Source organism: Pseudomonas marginalis, assembly GCF_900105325.1.
Lineage (GTDB): Bacteria > Pseudomonadota > Gammaproteobacteria > Pseudomonadales > Pseudomonadaceae > Aquipseudomonas > Aquipseudomonas marginalis.
Map to the genome: position 1 here is coordinate 3,524,695 of NZ_FNSU01000003.1, position 19,587 is coordinate 3,544,281.

A 19,587-nucleotide genomic window follows, 5' to 3' on the forward strand; every position below is an offset into this window, starting at 1 on the left:
TCTTAAGTTGGGGTCACGTAAGGGTTACAACATTACTGGAATAATCCGGTGCTAACCAAATACCTTTCGACGGGCCCTCAGTTGATGAACAACGTGAATAATGCCAGCGTCCCCATCGGGATGACGACCCCCCACCTATTCCCGACTGCCTCCTGGAACACACCCAACGACAACTACATCCTGATGAACGCCAAGGATCGGTTCACGACAAGCGTCGCAAAGGATCTGAACAGCGGATACATGAGTCCAGAGGTCAGCCAAATAGCCGATGCCGTGATGTGGCCGGGTAAAAAAAACAGCCCTCAAGTGCAAGTCAAGACCTTTGCCGTGGATGGCATCCAAGCCAGGGACATCATATTTATTCAGCGTGTTCCGGCTGTGCCTGACGAGCCGAATATCGTGCTATTTGTTCCAGAAAAGGAAGGTCGTTCACTTCACTCATTCACAACCACCGAAGAAATGAACGCATGGGTGAAAACCCAGGCCAACGAGCCCAAGCGACTGGAGTCCTTCAGCCAGCATTTTGCGGGCGGTGAGTCATCCGAAAAAAAAACACGGGTTATCGATACACTGATTCGGTTCAGAAACAATGATATCAACGCCATCGTCGGCCCCTATGCCAATGAAGGCGACAATATCTTCGGGCGTCTGGATAAAGGCCCCACTGCGCCGCCCACTGCGGTCAATGGCTTGACGAATATTAAAGAGGAAAGCTCTTCACCGAGCGGACGACTGCTTTATTCCGGGCAGCGACCCGACGGAGAAACAGTCTTGTTTACCTATGACGCCTACGGAAACCTTCTGGGCCAAGACAAACAGCACAACTTCTATTTTGTGAAAGATGGCTTGAACAGTCACAAGCCACTGGTGCCAATCACATTCGGCGAGTTCAAGTACAAAGTCCAGAACGAAGCGGCTGAAAATGTCGGAGCAAACGATCTCCGGGGATTCTACGAGGAGTTTCTCAAACACCTTGAGCATCCCTCTGCAGGTATCGCGGATGCCTTGCAAGTATTCGGTGTGAATAAAACCACCGCAGACACCGTAGAGCGCTACCTGGACAACCCATTCAGTGCTCTGTTGGTTGACTTGAATACAAACAATCAGCTTGGCAAGGTATTCGGTCTCGACAAGTCGACGCTGGACGCAGAGCTCAAAAACGTCGGTGATTTCGCACAGGGATTCATCCCTGCCTATGGCCAAGCCAGAATGCTGTCTTCGCTGCTGGCCAAAGCGCTTCGAAATGAGGCGCTGTCTGTTCAGGAGACAAGGGACCTGGCAGATGGGCTTGCGTTGAAACCGAACAGCCCCGCGAGGAAAAACCTGCCCGAGTCTAAACCGTCACTCAAGTCGAACAGCCCCACGTCAGCAACGCCTGCGACCCAGCCAATAAAAGAACCCGTCAGCGCCGTACCCGGTCCGGGGCCCACTGCCGACGAAGTCAATCGTCTGCGCCCGTCACAGTGGCTCGATATCAGCAACCACGCCGTCGTGGAGGGAGAACAACTGATCTCGGGGGCTCATGCCAACGTCAAAGGCATGTATCAAGTAAAAGGACGTGATGGTGCAGACAGGTGGTTTATCCGTTTGACCGATGCTGAAGACATCAGCCGTATCTATGAGATCGACGGTAGGTTCAAACTCAGTGACGGGTATGCCCGCATTATTGATCCCGAGACGAGAAAGCCTGTGATGACGGTGCACTCCACCCAGGACGGCGCCTGGGAGCCGATCAACGGACCGGGAGGAATAAGGTGGCCATGGTGGTCAAGAGGTTCGGCGGAGCAAAGTTTTGACCCCGCCGCGTACGACTACCCTGCACAGGGAGAAGCATCAACGTCGAGGACAAACGAGAAAATCGACAAGCGAATGAAGCAGGACGCTGACACCTTCCATAAAAAGGCCAAGACCAAGGAGCGCCCCGCTCACTCGGATATCCCGGGCAATGCGTCAATGTCAGAGGTCGTCAATACCGTCTACCAGAAATCCCTCGGCATGATTATTGGCGAAGACCATTCCCAATCTGCCGGTCTGCGACTGCTGATCGATAATGCAGCCGAGTTTGAGAGAAACAATGTCTCCACACTGTACTCGGAAGGGTTCGAGCATTCGTTGCAGCCCGATCTGGACAGGTTTTTCGAAACCGGTGAATTTTCAGCCGCGCTAAGATCGAATTTGCGATTGATTGACCGCGCCCACAGTACACACGGGGCATACACCAATCGAGAGCTTCTGTTGACCATGCGAGCGCATGGTGTTCGAGTCAAAGCGATTGATGTGCCTTCAGTAGAACCGAAGTCCACACGTCTCAAAAACATGAACTACTACGCAACCAAACTGATCGAGCACGACCAAGCCGCGAACCCGCAGTCCAAATGGGTTGCAAGAGTCGGCAGCGACCATGTGTTCACCTATGACGGCGAACCTGCGATTCGAGGCATATCTCAGTTGACAGGCGCCACCGGGGTTAGTGTCGACGATGCAATCCCCGGCAAGGGCCCCTCGCTTATTCAATCCCGAGACAAGACAGAACTCTACATTGACCTGTAAACCGTTGGATAAGGTGCTCTAGAGCACCTTATCCAGGGTGATCGGAAACTCTCGCACCCGCTTGCCGGTGGCATGGTAGACCGCATTCGCCACCGCCGCCGCCACCCCGACAATGCCGATCTCTCCCACGCCCTTGGACCCAAGGGCGTTGACGATCTCGTCATGTTCCTCGACAAACACTACGTCAATCTCGCCGATATCGGCATTTACCGGGATGTGGTACTCGGCCAGGCTGTGGTTCATGTAGCGACCCAACTGATGGTCGATCTGGGTCTCCTCATGCAGGGCCATGCCAATGCCCCACACCACCCCGCCGAGGATCTGGCTGCGGGCCATCTTCGGGTTGACCACCCGCCCGGCCGCAATGGCGCTGACCACGCGGCTGACCTTGATCGTGCCCAAGTCTTCATCCACCCGCACTTCGACGAACACCGCCGAATGGGTCGCGGTGGCGTAGCCCTCGCGCTTTTTGTCCGGCTCGCTGTCGACCTGGACTTCCACGCTCTCGTCACCGCTGTCCTTGACCAGCTGTGCCAACGACACGCTCACGTCGCCGGTGTGCAGTTGGCCGTCTTCAAAACGCACGGACTCGGCATCCTTGAACACCGGGTAAGTCTGCCGGGCGATGGTCAGCAGCCTGGCGCTCAACGCTTCGCAGGCTTGCTGCACGGCGGTGCCGACGGACGACACAGTGAACGAGCCGCCTTGCAGCGGCGCGGTGGGCAATGAAGAGTCGCCGAGCAGGAACACCACGTCCTCAACCGCCACGCCACTGGCCTGCGCCGCGATCTGGGTCATCACCGTGTAGGTGCCGGTGCCGATGTCCGTGGTCGCACTGCTGACGGTCAGCTTGCCCTCGGCGTCGATGCGCGCCTTGGCGCTGGCCTTCATCTGCATGGCCTCCCACACGCCACCGGCCATGCCCCAGCCGATCAACTGGCAGCCGTCGCGCATGCTGCGCGGTTCCGGGTTGCGCTGGCTCCAGCCGAAGCGCTCGGCACCTTCGCTGTAACACTCGCGCAGGGCCTTGCTCGACCAGGGTTTGTCTTCGTTCTGGTTGCGCTCGGCGTAGTTGACCAGCCGCAGTTGCACCGGGTCCATGCCCAAGGCGCTGGCCAATTCGTCCATGGCGCACTCCACGCCGATCACGCCCAAGGCAGCGCCGGGCGCGCGCATGTCCAGGGGCGTGAATACATCCAGCGGCACCAGTTTGTAGGTCAGTTGCACGTTGTCGCAGTGATAGAGCATGCCGCCCCACTCCACCACGTGCTCGCTGAAGTCTTCGAAGCGCGAGGTCTGGCCAATCGCCGTATGCCCCAATGCCAGCAGGCGACCATTGGCGGCGGCGCCCATCTGCAAACGCTGCAAGGTGCGCGGGCGGTAGCCGAAGGTGAACATCTGCTGGCGGGTCAGGGTGACGCGCACCGAGCGCTTGAGCGCCAGGGACGCCATCACCGCCAGCGGCAATTGATACTGCGGGCGCAAGCCCGAGCCGAACGCGCCGCCGACGAATGCGGCGAAGATCCGCACCTGGCTTTTATCCAGGCCGAACACGTCTTGCACATAGGCCTGGCAGTTCTGCGGGCCCTGGGTCTTGTCATGAATATGCAAGGTGCCGTCCGGCTGATACAGCACGGTGCTGGCGTGGGGTTCCATGGGGTTGTGGTGTTCGATGGGGGTGCTGTAGTGCAGGTCGAGGCTGACGGCGGCAGCGGCCCACTCGGCCTGGAAATTGCCACGCGGCTTGGGCGGCGCCTGCGGTGAAGCATGGGCCTGTTCCTGCTGGGCGAGCAGGTCGGTCTCGAAGTCTTCCCGTGCGTAGTCGATCGCTACCAGCGAGCCGGCATGTCGCGCCAGTTCAAGGTTGTCGGCGATCACCAGGGCCAGGGGCTGGCCGCTGTACAGCACACGGTCGTTATACAGCGGGCGAAACGGTGAGCCGTCCGCCGCATCGTCATCCTGGAAGGCATCGTCGTAACGGGCGATTGTCGGCCGGTTGAGGTGATGGATAACCGCCACCACGCCCGGCAGGGCCAGTGCCCTGGACGCATCGATCGCCAGCACACGGCCCTTGGCGATGGTGCTGGACACCACACTGCCGTGGAGCAGGCCGTCCTCGGGAAACTCACCGGCATAACGCGCCTGGCCGGTGACCTTGAGCAGACCGTCGACACGGTCCAGGGGTTTGCCAATAGCGGTCATGGGCGATCTCCTGCGACGGCGGCGTCGCTCAGGGCACGGATGATTGCGCGGCGCGCCAGCTTGATCTTGAAGCCGTTGTGTTCCAGCGGCTCGGCATCTTGCAGCATCGCGTCGGCGGCATTGCTGAAGGTTTCGCGGCTGACCACTTGGCCGATCAACGAGGCTTCCACCGCACGGTCACGCCAGGGTTTATGGGCCACGCCGCCGAGGGCCAGGCGCGCGTCGACGATTCGATCGCCGTCCAACTCGAGAGCGGCGGCCACCGAAACCAAGGCAAACGCGTAAGACGCGCGGTCGCGGATTTTCAGGTAATGGCTGTGACGGGCCAGGTGGTCGGCGGGCAATTCGATGGCGGTGATCAGCTCATCGTCGGCCAGTTGGTTGTCGCGTTGCGGCGCATCACCGGGCAGGCGGTGGAAGTCGGCAAACTCGATAATCCGCGCGCCGCCTCGGCCTTCGACATGCACCCGCGCCTCCAGCGCCGCCAGGGCCACGCACATGTCCGAAGGGTGAGTGGCCACGCACTGTTCGCTGGCGCCAAGGATCGCATGGATACGGTTCAACCCAGTGCGCGCCGGGCAGCCGCTGCCGGGCTCACGCTTGTTGCAGGGCACGGTAGCGTCATAGAAGTAGTAGCAACGGGTGCGCTGCAACAGGTTGCCGCCGGTACTGGCCATATTGCGCAGTTGCGGCGAAGCACCGGCAAGGATCGCCTGGGACAGCAACGGGTAACGCTGTTCGATCAGCGGGTGCCAGGCCAGGTCGGCATTGCTCACCAGCGCGCCGATGCGCAGGCCACCCTCGGCGGTTTGTTCAATCTCATTGAGCGGCAGGCCGGTGATATCGATCAGGTGCTCGGGGCGGCTGATGTTTTCTTTCATCAAGTCCAGCAGGTTGGTGCCGCCGGCAATAAAGCGCGACGCGGCGCTGCTCAGGTGCACGGCTGCGTGGACATCCGCCGGTTTGCTGTACTGGAAGGGATTCATTGCTCACCTCCCTGGGCGCGGCACGCCGGCAAAGCCTCTTCGATGGCATCGCGGATATTGCTGTAGGCGCCGCAGCGGCACAGGTTGCCGCTCATCAGCTCCTGGATCTGTGCACTGTCGTGGGCACGGCCTTCATTGACCAGGCCGACGGCGGAGCAAATCTGCCCGGGCGTGCAGTAGCCGCACTGGAAGGCGTCGTGCTTGATGAAGGCTTGCTGCATCGGGTGCAGTTGGTCGCCGTCGGCCAGGCCTTCGATGGTGGTCAGCTCGGCACCGTCGCACATCACCGCCAGGGTCAGGCAGGCGTTGATGCGTTTGCCGTCGCGCAATACTGTGCACGCACCGCATTGGCCGTGGTCGCAGCCTTTTTTGCTGCCGACCAGGTCCAGTTGCTCGCGCAGCAGGTCCAGCAACGTGGTCCAGGGCAATACATCGAGTTGGCGGTCCTGACCATTGAGGGTCAAGCGTATGGAGTGGGCGACGAACGGTTGGGCCGCCGCGCCATTGGGGATCGCGCTCATAAACACCTCACGGGTTGGTGTACATCCGCGGCGTTCAGGAAAGTCGCCGTCTCAGGGGTACGACTTCCCGGTTTTTTGAGCGTTCAAGGTGATTGATCAGCGGATATTGAGCAGGGTCTTCAAGGTATTCCGCGGGCCGTTGATCGACGAGTTGCTGTATTCGAACCAGCCTTGGGCCTGGACATTCAGGTCAAATACATAGATGTAGCCCATCAGCGTGCCCGTCCCGCTGCAGGCTTCGCTGATGCTGCCGACCTGGCACACGGGCGTACGTTGCCCGTTCAGTTCGGCACCATTGAAGCGACCCACCGGGTTGTTACCCAGGCCGACTTCCATCACCGACACTTGGGTGGGCCCACGGTGCGTGCACATCTGGGTGCTTTGCGCGCGCTCCGGGATGGTTTCCGTGCAGCGCGCCGATTCGACCTTGAACACGCGCACCTCGCTCAAGGGCGGTGCAGTCGCGCCCCACACCGGTGCCGCACCCAACCACAGGCCGAGACAAGGGATCAGGGCTAGACTCCACGCGTTGGCTTTTTTCATGCTGTCGATGACCTGCTGTTGAACGTCGCCGCAGTATGCCTCAAGGCCATGCGCCACACAGCCTCGGCTGCTGGTATGATGCGCCGCTTTTTCCGATCCTCTCTGGAACCACAGGCGCTTGGCGCAGTTTGTGCTTTGACTTAGAGGTCAACAAATAACGACGCAACATAGCGTCACAGGGAGCAGGCATGCTGGAAAAGCTGTTTCAACTCAAGGCACACAACACCAACGTGCGCACCGAGATCCTCGCGGGCATCACGACATTCCTGGCCATGGCCTACATCCTGTTCGTGAACCCGAGCATCCTCGGCGAGACCGGCATGGACAAGGGCGCGGTATTTGTCGCGACCTGCCTGGCGGCGGCCATCGGTTCGACCGTGATGGGCCTGATCGCCAACTACCCGATCGCGCTGGCACCGGGCATGGGCCTCAACGCCTTCTTTACCTACACCGTGGTGTTGCACATGGGCCACACCTGGCAGGTTGCGCTGGGTGCGGTATTCATTTCGGCGGTGCTGTTCTTCCTGCTGTCGATCTTCCGTATCCGTGAGTGGATCATCAACAGCATTCCCCTGCCCCTGCGTTCGGCGATTGCCGCCGGTATCGGCCTGTTCCTGGCACTGATCGCCCTGCACAACGCCGGGATCGTGGTCGGCAACCCCAACACCCTGGTGGGCATGGGCGACCTGACCAAGCCGGCGCCTATCCTGGCCATCCTCGGCTTCATGCTGATCGTTGCGCTGGAAGCCCTGGCCGTACGCGGCGCGGTGCTGATCGGCATCCTGGCGGTGACCATCGTCTCCATTCTGCTGGGCGTCACCGCGTTTGGTGGCGTGATGTCGATGCCGCCGTCCCTGGCCCCGACTTTCCTGCAGTTGGATATCAAGGGCGCGCTGGACATCGGCCTGGTCAGCGTGATCTTCGCCTTCCTGTTCGTCGACCTGTTCGACAACTCCGGCACCCTGATCGGCGTGGCCAAGCGCGCCGGGCTGATGGGCAAGGACGGCCACATGCCGAAAATGGGCCGTGCGCTGATCGCCGACAGTACCGCCGCCATGGCCGGTTCCCTGCTGGGTACGTCGACCACCACCAGCTACATCGAATCCGCTGCGGGCGTAAGCGCCGGTGGCCGTACCGGCTTGACCGCCATCGTGGTGGCGATCCTGTTCCTGCTGGCGCTGTTCTTCTCGCCGCTGGCCGCCAGCGTACCGGCCTTTGCTACCGCGCCGGCGCTGCTGTTCGTCGCCGTATTGATGACCTCAGGCCTGGCCGAAATCGACTGGGATGACATTACCGTTGCAGCGCCGGTGGTGATCACCGCCCTGGCGATGCCCTTCACTTACTCCATCGCCAACGGCATTGCCTTCGGTTTCATCGCCTGGACCGCCATCAAGCTGCTTTCGGGCCGCTACCGTGAGCTCAACCCGGCACTGGTGATTCTGTCGATTCTGTTCGTGATCAAGCTGGGCTGGTTCAACGCATGACTTTTGACGCCACACGCTACACCGCTCAACTGCAAGACAAGGTCACGCGCTTGCGTGACCTGTTGGCACCGTTCGACGCACCCGAGCCGCAGGTCTTCGAGTCGCCTCTGCAGAACTTCCGCCTGCGGGCGGAGTTCCGCTTGTGGCGCGAAGGCGGTGAACGCCACTACGCGATGTTTTCCCAGGACGACAAGCGCACGCCGATCCTGATCGAAGAATTCCCCATCGCCAGCCAGCGCATCAACCAGTTGATGCCGCAGCTCAAGGCCGCCTGGCAAGCCAGCGCCGCCCTGAGCCACAAGCTGTTCCAGGTGGAGTTCCTCACCACCCTGGCCGGCGACGCGATGATCACCCTGTGTTATCACCGCCCGCTGGACGATCACTGGCACACCGCGGCGAATAAGCTGGCGGCTGATTTGAATGTGAGCATCATCGGCCGCTCCAAGGGCAAGCGCGATGTGATCGGCCACGACTACGTGGTGGAAAAACTCGACGTCGGCGGCCGCACCTTCAGCTACCGTCAACCCGAAGGCGCGTTCACCCAGCCCAACGGCACGGTGAACCAGAAGATGCTCAACTGGGCATACGAAGCCTTGGGCGATCGCCCGGATGACTTGCTGGAGCTGTATTGCGGCAACGGCAACTTCACCCTGCCCCTGGCCACCCGTGTGCGTAAAGTGCTGGCTACCGAGATCAGCAAGACCTCGGTAAATGCGGCCCTGAGCAACCTCGATGAAAACGCGGTGGGTAACGTCACCCTGGTGCGCCTCTCCGCCGAAGAGCTCACCGAAGCGCTGAACGAAGTGCGCCCATTCCGCCGCCTGCACGGCATCGACCTCAAAAGCTACGAATTCGGTAGCGTGTTCGTCGACCCGCCCCGCGCCGGCATGGACCCGGACACCTGCGAACTGACCCGGCGCTTCGACAACATCCTGTACATCTCCTGTAACCCGGAGACGCTGGCAGCCAATATTGCGCAACTGCATGACACCCACCGCATTACCCAGTGTGCGATGTTTGACCAGTTCCCGTGGACGCACCATATGGAATCCGGGGTGTTATTGACCCGGCGGTAATTCAGCGTCCTCAGGTTCCTTCTTGCGTGGCCGGCCGCCCTTCTTGCCATTGGCGCGGGCGGCGGCGGATTTGGCAGCGCTGCTCTTGCGACCGTTGCGTGATGCTACCAGGCTGGTAGCCAGGTCCATCAGCGGCTGGCTTGTGGCGATCAGGCCCGTGATCGAAACATCCAGATCCTGGGCCTCACAGCTAATGGCCTTGCCACCGAAACTGACTTCCAACTGCTGGAAATCTTCCTCTGAAAACCCTTCGAACTCCGGCAGGCCGGCCACCGGCAACATGACGCGGCTGCCGTCGCTGAAGCCGATGGAGATGCAATCGTTTTCGTAACGCACATTGCTGGCGTTGGCGTACAGGCGCTTTAGCCTGCGGCCACGGGCGATTGCCTTGTCGACGTCGGCGTCAGTGAGAGGTACATAAGGTATGACTTTGGCTTTTACGATTTTCATAAATTAATCCCTACGCAATCTGGCGCTCTTACCAGATTCAAAATGGTCCGCTGCGCTAAGGCATCGTGCCAGGCGCTTGCGATAACGTAGACACCACGTCGAATGACTAACCCTGGAACCAATTCACTGGTGTCCCAGTTCCAGGAATGGTTCTCCAGGCAAACCGTTTGCAGTTTTTCCCACCAAATCCTGCGCGCCCGTGCCAGATAATGTCGCTGCATGATTACCTCGCGTATTTCCTTCAGAACCGCAGTGGGTGGCCGCCTCCGTTCAGGCTCTACATCCCACAACTCAACGTCCCCATCCAAAAAACTGAAACGAAACCGCGCATCCCACCCCTTGCCCCTGACATGCACATGAGGCGGGCAATGCTCGCCCCTGATAAACACCGAGATGACATATCCCTTGTAGGCCCCTACTTTCATCGTAACCCATCCGTTAGGTTATTTTCCGCCAGGTAACAATTTCCCTCCTGCCACCCGACAACCGGCTCCATCGTCTCGAAGCTGTTTCACAGATTAGTAACCACAAAAAACCCGGCGAATGCCGGGTTGTAACCACTCATGCCGAAGGCTGGAAATACCCCGCCAACGCCCGCAAGTCCTGCTCACTCAGCAACCCCGCGTAATACTTCAACTGAATCCTGGCCAGCAGATACGCATGTCGCGCATTCGCCAGGTCGCGGCGGGCGGTGAACAGTTGTTGCTCGGCGTCGAGCACGTCGAGGTTGACCCGCTCACCGCCGCTGACGCTCTTTTTGGTCGCAGTGACCAGCGCGGTGGCGGAGCTGACAGCCATCTCGTAGGCACGCACTTTCGCCGCGCCACTGGTGTTGAGGTTGAACTGCTTGCGCAGCTCCACCAGCGTCGCCGAGGTATGTGCGTCCAGCTCGTATTGGGCCTGGGACAGTTGATTGGCCGCCTGGCGCGTAGAGGCCGATACCGACCCGCCGGCAAACAACGGCAGGCTGACCTGGATACCGACGCTGTTGGTGTCGTACTTCTGGTTGTAGCTGCTTTCCGAATCGGAGCTGGTCTGGCGGCTGCTGGCGTACAGGCTGACCTTGGGCATGTGCCCGGCGCGTTTGCGCTCGACTTCGTAAGAGGCCACGTCCAGCGCGTGGTGCTGGGACTTGAGTTCTGGATTATTGGCCATGGCCAGTTCGCGCCAGGTTTCGAAGCGGTTGGGCTCCAGGGGCGGGATGTCGAATGGACGGGCCAGGGGTGCCAGCGCTTCGATCTGCAACGGTTGGCCGACAATCGCTTCCAGCTCGCGCAAGGCGCTGTCCTGGGCGTCCAGCGACTCGATTTCCTCTGCCTGGGCCAGGCTCAAGCGCGCCTGGGTTTCCAGTACATCGGTGCGCGTGCCTTCACCGCCTTTGAGCAGACGATCATTGAGTTGCAGGCGTTCGGCATACGCACGTTTCTGCGCACGGCTCAACTCGATGCGTTCCTGCGCCAGCAGCGCCTGGCTGTAGGCGCTGAGCACGCGCACGGCCAGTTCCTGGCTCTTGCCGCGAAAACGCTCATCGGCCATCAGCGCCTGAGCCGTGCCTTGACGAAAGCGCGCATAGGCTTCGTAGTCCAGCAACGGTTGCTGCAAGGTCAGGGTCGAGGCATAGCTGCGGTAATCACGGTCGCTGGTGACATCGCCGACGGCGGTGCTTTGGGTAACTTCGGATTCGTTGCGCGAGTTGTTATAGCTCCAGGACAGGTTCGGCAATAACGCTGCACGGCCGATCACGCGGTTCTCTTCACCGGCCTCGCGCTCCTGGATGGCGGCCTGGAAGGTCGGGTCATTGCGCAGGGCGAGGTCGTAGGCGTCGAGCAAACCCAAGGCATGTGCCGCCGGTGTAACGCTCAGGCACAGGGTAAAAAACAGTGCCTTCATTCTTCCACCAAGGCCATGTGGGTACGGTCCAGCAAGGGTTTGAACAGGTAGTTGAGCATCGAACGCTCACCGGTCTTGATGAAGGTTTCCACCGGCATGCCCGGACGAATCCGCACGCCGTCCAGTTGTTGCATGCCCGCCGCACTGACCTGGGCGCGCACGGTGTAATAAGGCTCGTCGGTGCGCTCATCGACCTGGCGGTCGGCGGAGACCAGCGTCACCTCACCGGCCACCCGTGGGGTGGTGGCCTGGTTGAAGGCCGAGAACAGCAACTCCACCGGTAGGCCCGGATGCACTTTGTCGATCATTTGCACCGGCACCCGCGCTTCCACCCACAACGCTTCGCCCTGGGGCACGATGTCCATCAGCGCCTGGCCGGGCTTGATCACCCCGCCTTCGGTGTACACCTCCAACCCCACCACCACCCCCGAGGCCGGCGCCCGCACCAGGCTGTTGGCCAGTTCGAACTCGGCCGAGGCCAGGCGGTTGCGCAGGTCGTCGCTGCGGGTGCGGGTCTCGGCCAACTGACCGCGCAGGTCTTTCTGGAAGTCTTCGCCGAGCTGGCGGATGCGCAGGCGCAGTTCCAGAACCTGGCGCTGCAACTGGCCGATGCGTCCGTAGTCTTCGGCAATCGCGCCGTCGACCTGGGCGTACAGGCGCTCGCTGTCGAGCAGGCGATTGCGCGGGATATAGCCATCACGCGCCAGCTCGCGCAGGCCTTGCAGTTGTTCATTCAATGCCGCGCGTTGCTGCAGCTTGCTCGCTTGGGAATCCCGCGTGCCACGCAACTGCGCCTCGGCGCCGGCGATGGTTTCGCGCAGGCCTTGCTGCTCGGTGGCCAGCGCCTGGGCGCGGCTGGTGAACAGTTGCCGTTGCAGATTCAGGGTGTTGGCGGCCTCCGGCTCGTTGAGCAATTCAGGACCGAAGGTGATGGCGGGCAGACCTTCGCTTTCCGCACTCAAGCGCGCCTCACTGGCCAGGGACGCCAGGTACTGGCTGCGCAGCGACTGCATCTGCCCGCGCAAGGGCGTCTCCTTCAAGCGCAACAGCACCTGGCCGGCGTTGACCACATCACCGTCACGCACCTCGATACGCTCGACGATGCCCCCGGCAGGATGCTGCACGGTCTTGCGATGGCCAGAGACCATGACCTTGCCCGACACCGCCACGCCCTTGTCCAGCGGCGCCAACGCGGCCCAGCCGATAAATCCGGCAAAGCCGCCGAGCACCAGCCACCAGCCCAGGCGTGAATAGTTTTTGTCATCCAGCGCCAACACCGTGTGAGGGCGGTCGCTGGCCAGCACCGGCTTACTCATACTCATGCCTGTTTTCCTTCACCGAGGCGGTAGCTCATGCTCAGGGTCGACACCGGTTTGGAGGCTGCCGGTTTCTGCCGCGCCTCCAGCACCCGCGCCGTCGGACCAAAGGCCTGCAACTGGCCGTCCTTGAGGATCAGCAACTGGTCGGTCAGGCTCAGTACATTGGCTTTGTGGGTAATCAGGATCACCGTGCGGCGCTGCTGCTTAAGCTGGGTGATGGCCTGGAGCAGCGCCTGCTCGCCCACTTCGTCAAGGTTGGCGTTGGGCTCATCCAGCACGATCAACGCCGGCAGGCCGTACAGCGCACGGGCCAGGGCCACGCGTTGCTTTTGCCCACCGGACAACCCCGCACCGCCCTCCCCCAATTGCGTGTCATAGCCTTGGGGCAGTTGCAGGATCAGGTCATGTACGCAGGCCATTTGCGCGGCGGCCAGGACGTTGTCGGTATCCAGTTCGGCAAACCGTGCGATGTTGTCGGCGATGCTGCCGGCGAACAATTGAATGTCCTGGGGCAGGTAGCCGATGTGCGGGCCGAGTTGCTGTTTGTCCCACTGGGCCAGGTCGGCGCCGTCCAGCCGCACCTTGCCGGCCAGCGGTGCCCAGGCGCCCACCAGCACCCGCGCCAGGGTGGATTTGCCGCATCCGGAAGGTCCGATCACGCCGAGCACTTCACCCGCTGGCAGGTTGAACCCCAGGTTCACCAGCGCCGGCCGACGGCTGCCGGGGGCGCAGGCGCTGATGTGCTCGACGCTCAACTGGCCCTTGGGCACCGGCAGGCTCATGCGCGGCGGTCGCGCCGGGTTGGCCGCCAGCAGCTGCGACAAGCGCTCGTAGGCCAGGCGCGCCGAGCCCCATTGTTTCCAGACGCCGATCAATTGGTCGATGGGGCTCAGCACCCGCCCCATCAGGATCGAGCCGGCAATCATCATCCCCGGCGTGATATCGCCCTGCACCGCCAGCAACGCGCCCAGGCCGAGTACCAGCGATTGCAAGGCCAGGCGCACGCCCTTGGACCAGGCGGTGACGGCGGCGGTCTTTTCACTGGCCAGGTTTTGCTCGGCGAGGAACGCCTGGTGCTGGTGGAACCAACGCCCGCGCAAGGTGGCGAGCATGCCCATGGCTTCGATGCTGTCGGCATTGCGCAGGTTGGCCGTGGCCTGCTGGCTGGCGTGGATGGACAGTTGGCTGGCCTCGGCCATCGGCGCCTGGCTGACATGGTGGTTGATCCACGCCAACGCGATCAGCATCACCGCGCCGCCCAGCGCCAGCAGGCCAAGCCAGGGGTGGAACATGAAGATCACCAGCAGGTACACCGGAAACCACGGCGCATCGAAAAACGCGAACAGCGCCTGGCCGGTGGCGAACTGGCGCAAGGTGGTCAGGTCATGCAACGCCTGGCCCGCCGCCTGGGTGCCGCCCTTGAGTTGCGCTTCGAACGCGGCGTCGTAGACCCGCTGGTTCAGGCGCATGTCCATCTGCGTGCCGAGGCGGATCACCACCTGGCTGCGCACCCACTCCAGCGCGCCCATCAGGCCGAACAGGCCGAGGATCATCAACGTCAGCATGAGCAGGGTCATCTGATTGCCCGAGGCCAGCACCCGGTCGTACACCTGCAGCATGTACAACGCCGGGGCCAGCATCAGCAGGTTGATCACCGCCGAGAACAGGCCGATGTTGAAGAAGCCACTTTTATAGGCCGTGAGGGCGGCCAGGGTTTCGTTGCCGGCGTGGCGCATCTGGGGATTCTCGTGGGGTTGAACGTGCAGCGTCGCCGCGTTGACAGCCGATACGACGCTGCGCAGAATTCGGCACCGCCGTCGCCGGAAGAGTTAGAAGGCTTGGGCGACGGCGGTGTAATGCAGCGAATGGGAGAGCGATCTTCCATTCGCTTTTTTCATGCAGCAGCAGGTTCAGGCGGCGAGTGCCCAGTCCTGTGCCACGTCCTGCACGCCCACCAGGGCAACATCGGTGGACACTGCGCTGGCGTGTGCCGCCAGGCCCGCAGACACTTCGTCGAAGGTGCTGGCAGTGGACAGGCCGAAGTCGTCGAGCAGGTTGTTGAGCACGGTTTCCAGCGCGGCGGTGTTGCCCTGCATCAAACCGTAGATCACGCTCTGTACGTCGTTGCCAGCCCGGCCGGCGCCCTCGGCGGCGCTCAGGTCGAGGCCGTTGAACGCGACCTTGAAGTCGCTCAGGGAGAAGTCGCCGCCACTGCCGCCGCCCAGGCCTGTACCCAGTTGCACGTTATCCAGGTCGCCCCACAGGTAGTGGTTCAGGTTGCTGCTGGCGGGCAACGACGGGTTGAACACATAGTGCAGGCCATTGCCGGTGTCGCTGTCGGCGATGAACGCGTACTCGGAGTTGTTGGCGCCGTGGGTCGAATACTGGTCGCCGCTGAGGGTGCCGTTGCTGAAACCGCCGGTGTTGCTGGTGCCGTGCCCTGCAGTGTTGAACCCCACTGCCCAGGAGCTCAGGTAGTCCGATACCGACAGAGAACCCAGGCCCGAATCGTAGCTAACAGAAATAGTCATCGCTAAACCTCGTTAAACAACGTTGTTGATGAGCACGCCGGTGCGGCGCGCCTTTTTGCCCACCCATGGGCAAAACCGTTGATCAGGTGCCTGTGCACGCTGATCAGAATTTGTATTCCAACATGCCGCTCAGGGTTCGCCCGCGCGCCAGGCTGAGGTTGTTGGCGTCGCCCATGGCGACGAAATAGGCTTCATCGGTGGCGTTTTCCAACGCCAGTGCAATGTTCAGTTGATCCGTCATCCAGTAACTGGCGTACAGGTCATAGAGCGTGTACTTGGGCCACATCGCCTGATCCATCAGCTCGTAGCCCTGCTGATTGAGGTTTTCGCCGTTGCCCGAGCTGTAGCGCACACGCACACCCGTATCCAGGCGTTTTTCCAGGAAGCGCGTACCCAGGGTCAGCGAGCCGCGATCGGCCGGCATGTACGTGGCGTTACCCATGATTCGCCCGCAGCTTTCCTTGTTGTTGGCGACGTCGTCATCCAACACCTCATAGGTGGTGACCGGCCGTATGCCGATGCGCCCATCCGGCAGGGTGAAACGCTCCAGGCGAGTAGTCCTTGGCCCGGTGGTCTTGGCACCGCCCATGTAATAGTTCTTCGAGCAGAACTCATTGCTGCCGATCATGTGGGTGTAGCTGAGGTTGGCGTACGCGCGGCCCATGTCGTAATTGAGCTGGTATTCAACCCCGCGAAAACGTGTCGGCTTGGTGTTATTGACGTAAGCCATGGTCCCGAGGAATCCACCCACCTGGGTTTCCGGCAAGCTGACGCTGGTGTTGAGGAAAGAGAAGTTTTCGATCCGGGTATCGAAGTACGCCACCTTCATGCCGAGGCGATCGTCACTGAAAAACAAGCCTTCCTTGAAAACATTCATGCCCACTTCCCAATCCCGTGACTCTTCAGGCTTGAGGTAGGGGTTGGGAAATACGCGCTCTCCCGAACCGCCACCGTGGGGTCGGCCGGTCATGAAGGTTTCGGTCACCGCCGGTGGCCGCCAGCCCTTGCCCCACCGGGTATAGAGCTGCAGCCAGTCCACGCCCGGTTTCACCGCGAGACCGAAGGTGGGGGAAAACTGGCCTTCTTCACGGTCGACCTCCATCACTTCCGAGACACGCCTGGCGCCGACAAGGCTGTTGTAGAAGCGATCACGCCGGTACAGGGTCATGCCGGTTTCGCCTTCGAGCCGATAGCGGTCATAACGCAAGCCCGCATCCAGGGCCAGCCAGCCGCCATATTCGTACTGCGCGTTGTTGAACAGGCTGGCGATGGTGCGTTTGCCCCCTGGCGTGCTGCCCTCTGCGTAAGGCAACAAGCCCAGGTTGTTGGTGGCTTCAACTTTGTTGGTGCGGGGCTTGAACTCGTCCTGATACAGCTCCACCCCGTAGTTCCAGGTGACATGCCCCTGTTCGCCGAAATCAAACCGCGAGGTGTTGTCACCCTGCAGGCCCCAGGTGTCGGTCTGAAAGTGATCGGTGTAGGCGCCGACGTAGTTACCGGTACCTGGCGACGACAGGTTGGGGGCGTTGCTGCGATCCATCTGGGTGGTGACGTAATAGAGCTTGGCCTTGAGATCGATCAGCGGGTTGTCCGGGCTATAGCTGTAGTCCAGCGCGACGTTTTTGGCGTTGAGGTTGTTTTTGCTGGTGCGTACGTAGTAGGTGCTCTGAAGGTCGTTGGCGATATAGCCCCAGGCATCGTTACTGTCGGTGTCGGTTTCCAGGTAGCTCAACTGCACGCGCTGGTCGTTGGGCAGGTTCAGGCCGAACTTGACGATCTGCGAGCGGGTCACGCTGCCGGTGTCGCCGACTTCGCTGTTCAACCAGTCGTCGAAGGCCGCAGGGGCAGATGACCTGGCGCGCAGGTTGGTGCCCAGGTTGTCGTCGTTGTGCCTGCCGGCGCGGTAGTTACCGAAATGCCGCTCGCTGTAGCCCAGCACGACATCGCCGCGCTCATCACCAAAGGCAAACACGCCACTGCCGTTGAAGTCGGTGCCGTTACCCAGCTCACCGATGCCGCTGCCGGCGCGAAGGCGGCCGCCGTAGTCCTTGCCGTCCTTGAGGAACTCACTGGCATCCAGGGTCTTGAACGAAGCAATGCCGCCCAGCACGGCCGCACCGCCTTGCCCCGACTGGCTGCCCTTGTCGATCTCGATGCTGGAGATGAACTCCGGGTCGATCAGCATGGTGCCGTTGCGCTGCTGGTGGCCGTTGACGTTGAAGTTCTGGCGCATGCCGTCGATGTTCATGTTCACCCGGCCATAGTCCTGCACACCGCGAATATTCACCGACAGACCAGGGTCGCGCTGGTTGACGGCGGTGTAGACGCCGGCGGTTTCTTCGAGCATGTCGGCGGCATGACGGGGCGGACGTTTATCGATCATGTCGCGGCTGATCACCGCCACGGACTTTGGGGTCTGGTACACCCAGTCGCTGGCCTGGCCGTTGGTGTTGCCGGTGATGGTGGTGGTGCCCACGGTCATGGCGCCGTCGTGGTCGTCGCTGACACGGTTGAGGGTGACCTGGCGCTCACCGGTAAAGCGATATTCCACCGGCGTGGCACCGAGCAAACGGCCAAGCCCTTCCTGCACGCTGAAGCTGCCTTTGAGCGCGGTGCTGCTCAAGCCTTGCAGGCGCGGGCTGTCGAACAGCACCTGCAGACCGGCCTGGTCGGCAAAGGCCAATACGGCACTGCCCAAGGATTGCGCCGGGACATCGAACACCCGCACCGCCGACTGGGAAGCGTCCACCTGAGGCTGCACCGCATACACGGGAGCGGCCGCGGCGAACAGCCCCAAGTGGATGGCCAGGGCTAACCGGCTACCGGTGATACGCCCCTTGGTGAGTGCTGACATTTCTGGTTTCCCTGCGCTGATCGTATGTTTGTTTATGCGAATGTTTCTCACCTAGCAAGACGTACGAGGCGCAGGAAGTCAGTAAGGTTTTTTAAAAAGTTTTTGCGCAGGGGGTTTTAAGCGGGTGAGAGCAGGCCTCCCACCGGGTCATCAATAGATCAGGCTGAGGCCTGCCAGGTCCAAGCGTTGCACTTGGAGTTCCTGGGTGAGCGTTCCGAGGGCGCTGTCGAGCATGTCGAGACGGAAGACGCCGCTGACTTCGCGCTCGCCCAAATCGGAATGGGTCAACACCACCCGCCCCGGACGGTAGCGATTGAGCTGCTCAATAACCTTGGCCAGGGGCTGGCGATCAAAGATCAGCACGCCGCGTCGCCAACTGGTGGCACGGTCTACATCGAATTGATCCAGGGGCACCACCCCCTCCTGGGCGTTGTAGCTAGCAGCCTGGCCCTCCTGGAGCACCCGATCGCTCGGGCCTTTTTTCGGCGAAGCGTGCAAAGACACCTCGACGCTGTGCTGCAACACGCCCACCCAAGCACGGCGGTCGGCCTCGCGCTCCACCACAAACCGCGTGCCCAGCGCCCGCGTCTGCCCGCCGGCGCTCTGTACCACGAACGGACGGGTCTCCTGACCCACCATCGGCGCCACATCAAAAATCGCCGAGCCCTGGATCAGGCTGATACGCCGCTGCACGCCGTCGTAATCCAGGCGGATGGCACTGGCGGAATCCAGCTCCACCGTGCTGCCATCGGCCAAGTGCACGGTGCGTACCTCGCCCTTTTGGGTGACATAGTCGGCCTGCATGCGCAGCCAGGTGTCCGGCCCGCGCAGCCAGCCGACGCCGGCCACCACCACGACCAGCGCGACCGCCGCCGCACGCTGCCAGGGCCTGCGCCGCAGGGAGCGACGCACAGGCAGCGCTGCGGTCGCGGGGCGCTGGCGGTGAACGGTCTCGTCCTTATGCACCTCGCCCAACGCCGCCCAGGTCTGTTCGGCAAAGCGCAGCGCCGCTTCGTGGCGGCTGTCGCAGGCGATCCACTGGCGCAGCTCGGCCTGCTCCTGGTCGGTCAGGGCACCGGCGTGCAGGCGCACCGCCCACTCGGCGGCCTCCTCGGTAATGCTGTGCTGTTGCGGACCCTGGCTATTCACGTGTGAATCTCGAATTTTTCGTTATATGACGC

Annotated in this window: 15 protein-coding genes; 3 read left to right on the plus strand and 12 right to left on the minus strand. The window is 61.6% G+C overall.

Annotated elements, in window-relative coordinates:
* Positions 1 to 84: 84 nt before the first annotated feature.
* Entirely contained in the window at positions 85 to 2,550 is a 2,466-nt protein-coding gene (locus BLW22_RS25620; RefSeq protein WP_235865610.1) for a membrane-targeted effector domain-containing toxin, read from the plus strand.
* A gap of 18 nt (positions 2,551 to 2,568) precedes the next feature.
* Here BLW22_RS25620 and BLW22_RS25625 read toward each other — a convergent pair whose 3' ends face one another.
* From BLW22_RS25625 to BLW22_RS25640, 4 genes are all read right to left on the minus strand, one after another.
* Complete coding sequence (locus BLW22_RS25625; RefSeq protein WP_074847707.1) at positions 2,569 to 4,752, minus strand: xanthine dehydrogenase family protein molybdopterin-binding subunit; 2,184 nt, start codon at positions 4,750 to 4,752, stop codon at positions 2,569 to 2,571.
* Positions 4,749 to 5,738 carry an FAD binding domain-containing protein gene (locus tag BLW22_RS25630; protein ID WP_074847708.1) on the minus strand — a complete coding sequence of 330 codons (990 nt, stop codon included), beginning with the start codon at positions 5,736 to 5,738 and terminating at the stop codon, positions 4,749 to 4,751. Before BLW22_RS25630 ends, BLW22_RS25625 begins: the two co-directional genes overlap by 4 nt.
* The gene (locus BLW22_RS25635; protein ID WP_065947664.1) at positions 5,735 to 6,259 is read right to left on the minus strand and encodes a (2Fe-2S)-binding protein; all 525 of its coding nucleotides are present in this window, start codon (positions 6,257 to 6,259) and stop codon (positions 5,735 to 5,737) included. The genes BLW22_RS25630 and BLW22_RS25635 overlap by 4 nt, the downstream gene beginning before the upstream one ends.
* Positions 6,260 to 6,355: 96 nt before the next feature.
* Entirely contained in the window at positions 6,356 to 6,802 is a 447-nt protein-coding gene (locus tag BLW22_RS25640) for a DUF4879 domain-containing protein (RefSeq protein WP_074848253.1), read from the minus strand.
* Between the two features lie 188 nt (positions 6,803 to 6,990).
* On the opposite strand from BLW22_RS25640, the gene BLW22_RS25645 reads away from it, so the two are divergent.
* Complete coding sequence (locus BLW22_RS25645; protein WP_053137959.1) at positions 6,991 to 8,286, plus strand: NCS2 family permease; 1,296 nt, start codon at positions 6,991 to 6,993, stop codon at positions 8,284 to 8,286.
* Complete coding sequence (gene trmA / locus BLW22_RS25650) at positions 8,283 to 9,362, plus strand: tRNA (uridine(54)-C5)-methyltransferase TrmA (protein WP_074847709.1); 1,080 nt, start codon at positions 8,283 to 8,285, stop codon at positions 9,360 to 9,362. The genes BLW22_RS25645 and trmA overlap by 4 nt, the downstream gene beginning before the upstream one ends.
* Here trmA and BLW22_RS25655 read toward each other — a convergent pair.
* The 8 genes from BLW22_RS25655 to BLW22_RS25690 all read right to left on the minus strand — a co-directional run bounded on the left by BLW22_RS25655 (position 9,345) and on the right by BLW22_RS25690 (position 19,555).
* Positions 9,345 to 9,812, minus strand: coding sequence for a DUF2442 domain-containing protein (locus BLW22_RS25655; RefSeq protein ID WP_065924162.1), 468 nt, complete (start codon positions 9,810 to 9,812; stop codon positions 9,345 to 9,347). The two genes, trmA and BLW22_RS25655, sit on opposite strands and share 18 nt — an antisense overlap.
* Complete coding sequence (locus BLW22_RS25660; RefSeq protein WP_074847710.1) at positions 9,809 to 10,237, minus strand: DUF4160 domain-containing protein; 429 nt, start codon at positions 10,235 to 10,237, stop codon at positions 9,809 to 9,811. Before BLW22_RS25660 ends, BLW22_RS25655 begins: the two co-directional genes overlap by 4 nt.
* 136 nt (positions 10,238 to 10,373) lie before the next feature.
* Positions 10,374 to 11,702, minus strand: a complete 1,329-nt coding sequence (locus BLW22_RS25665; RefSeq protein ID WP_074847711.1) for a TolC family outer membrane protein — start codon at positions 11,700 to 11,702, stop codon at positions 10,374 to 10,376.
* A complete protein-coding gene (locus BLW22_RS25670) occupies positions 11,699 to 13,018 on the minus strand; it encodes an HlyD family type I secretion periplasmic adaptor subunit (protein WP_143045176.1) in 1,320 nt (439 codons plus the stop codon). The genes BLW22_RS25665 and BLW22_RS25670 overlap by 4 nt, the downstream gene beginning before the upstream one ends.
* Positions 13,019 to 13,020: 2 nt before the next feature.
* Positions 13,021 to 14,757, minus strand: coding sequence for a type I secretion system permease/ATPase (locus BLW22_RS25675; protein WP_074847713.1), 1,737 nt, complete (start codon positions 14,755 to 14,757; stop codon positions 13,021 to 13,023).
* Between the two features lie 174 nt (positions 14,758 to 14,931).
* Positions 14,932 to 15,552, minus strand: a complete 621-nt coding sequence (locus BLW22_RS25680; RefSeq protein WP_074847714.1) for a heme acquisition protein HasA — start codon at positions 15,550 to 15,552, stop codon at positions 14,932 to 14,934.
* A gap of 103 nt (positions 15,553 to 15,655) precedes the next feature.
* Positions 15,656 to 18,406 carry a TonB-dependent receptor gene (locus BLW22_RS25685; RefSeq protein WP_074847715.1) on the minus strand — a complete coding sequence of 917 codons (2,751 nt, stop codon included), beginning with the start codon at positions 18,404 to 18,406 and terminating at the stop codon, positions 15,656 to 15,658.
* A 150-nt stretch (positions 18,407 to 18,556) separates the two neighbouring features.
* Positions 18,557 to 19,555 carry a FecR family protein gene (locus BLW22_RS25690; RefSeq protein ID WP_074847716.1) on the minus strand — a complete coding sequence of 333 codons (999 nt, stop codon included), beginning with the start codon at positions 19,553 to 19,555 and terminating at the stop codon, positions 18,557 to 18,559.
* Positions 19,556 to 19,587 lie beyond the last annotated feature (32 nt).